At 61.8% G+C, this 2,125-nt stretch carries 1 protein-coding gene; it reads left to right on the forward strand.

What is annotated here, in order from left to right; translation table 11 throughout:
* On the forward strand, positions 1 to 1,864 hold a 1,864-nt coding region (locus tag ACV4UY_RS12760; protein WP_491607966.1), incomplete at its 5' end, for a cadherin domain-containing protein.
* Positions 1,865 to 2,125 lie beyond the last annotated feature (261 nt).

Below are 2,125 nucleotides of genomic sequence, written 5' to 3' on the forward strand. Positions count from 1 at the left end.
GGTGACCGACTCGGGCGGGCTCACCGCCACCAAGGCCATCACCATCAACGTCACCGATGTCAACGAGGCACCCCAGATCACCTCCACGCTGGCGGTCAACTTTGCCGAAAATGGCACCGGTACCGCCTATCCCGCCACGGCGAGCGATCCGGATACCGCCCATGGGGATCTGCTCACCTGGACGATCGCCGGAGGCGCGGACGCGGCTTTGTTCACGATCGACGCCACCACCGGCGCCGTGACCTTTCTGACCTCGCCCAACTACGAGGCACCCACGGATGCGGGCGCGGATAACGTCTATGACCTCACCCTCACCGTGACCGATACCCTCGGCCTGTTCGACACCAGGTCCGTGACCATCACGGTCACCGATGTCAACGAGCCGCCGGTGATCAACTCCGCGACCAGCGTGCCCAACGTCGTCGAGGGGACCACCACCGCCATCTACACCGCCACGGCCACGGACCCGGAGAACAATCCCTTCACCTGGTCGCTCTCCGGACCGGACGCGGCCAGCTTCACCATCGATGCCAATACCGGGGCCCTGACCCCCTCTGCCTTGCTGCGCTACGGCTCGCCGGCGGATGTGGGCGCGGACAATGTTTACAACGTCACCCTGGTGGCCACCGACAACGGCACGCCGGTCCAGGCCGGAACGCTTGACATCACCGTGACCATCATCAGCAAGATCGACCTGAGCAACCTCACGGTCTACGAAAACGCCGATCTCGGCACTGTGATCGGTCAGTTGAGCGCCTTGAATCCGGAGGGAGGCGTCACCTTCTCCTTCTCGCTTGCCGCCAATCTGGAGAATCTTTTCGATGTGCAGACGAGCGGGACCAACGTCTATCTGGTGGTGGGGAGCGCGGCGGCCAAGCCGCTGGTGGTGGGCGACCACGCTGTGACCCTGCGGATGGACGACACCCTGGGACGCACCTTCACCCGTCCGGTGCTCGTCACGGTCCAGGCCGTGCCGTTCGACATGACCGGCGCCCTGGTGGTGAACGATGCCACCTACAAGGCCGATGGCGAACTGGTGCTCATGAATATCGTCAAGGGGCTGTATCGCGCGTCCAACGATGCCACTGGGCGGACCGTCGATCTCTCCGAGACCGACATTGCCAAGCTGATCGTGGGCAAACTTGGACAGCAGATTTCCAACGTCACGTTCACAAAATCGTTGCAGGAGGTCCTGCCCATGCTCCGCGTGGAGTTGCTGCCCGCGGATGATGCGCAGATGATCCGGGTCCGGGCGCGGATCGGGGTGGTCGAGGCCATGTATGCCCGTCTGCCTGCCTCGGTGCGCACGGAGTTCGGCACCTGGTTCGATACCTTCTTCAACGCGGTGGCGCCTTATGCCACCAACTACACCACCGATTTGCAAATCCGGCTGATGCCCTATCTGCAGACCGTGCCGGATGGCGCCGGCAGTCATGTGGAGCTGTGCGTGGATCTGGCCGGCTCGACCCTGGAGGTGCTGAATTTGCGCATGGTGCCGCGCATCGGCATGGACATGGCGTCGATGCTGACCAGCTACAACGCCACCATCCGACAGTTGTTGAAAAGCGATGGTTCCCTCACCTTCTTCACCGGTGGGGGTGGAAACGGACCGGCCAAGCACTTCCTCGATCAGGCCATGAAGGAGGCCACTCAGGCCAGCCAGATCGCCAATGCCCCGGCGGGGTCGGTGATTCAGAAGGGGTTCAACACGCAGATCGCCGCGGATGGTCGCTCGGTGCAGGCGTATGATGCCAGCAACCACACCAGCCAGCAGATTCCGACCTGTCAGCGGATCGACTACTATCTGCCAGGCTGGATCAACGGCATCTCCATCACCTCGGGGAATGTGCAGTTGACCCGCTAACCGCACCCGGTCATGTGTGGTTCTTAAACCGCACCCAGCTTGGGATGTGTGGTCTTTATTGGTAAAAAAAGAGAAGCTCTGGGAGATTCTTCTCCCAGGGGTTTGATTTTGCCTTTGACTTTAGCGCGCTCTTCAAAAGAAGCATTTGTCGCGGTCTTTTGCGAAAAATGCGCCGCGCGCAGCCTTCGCGGGCGTCGTTTCCGTTTTTTACCGTGGAACTCCCGTAAGGGGGGTCCACGGTTGGGGGGTGAGGGGGTTCTC

The organism is Candidatus Magnetaquiglobus sp. (genome assembly GCF_058402785.1).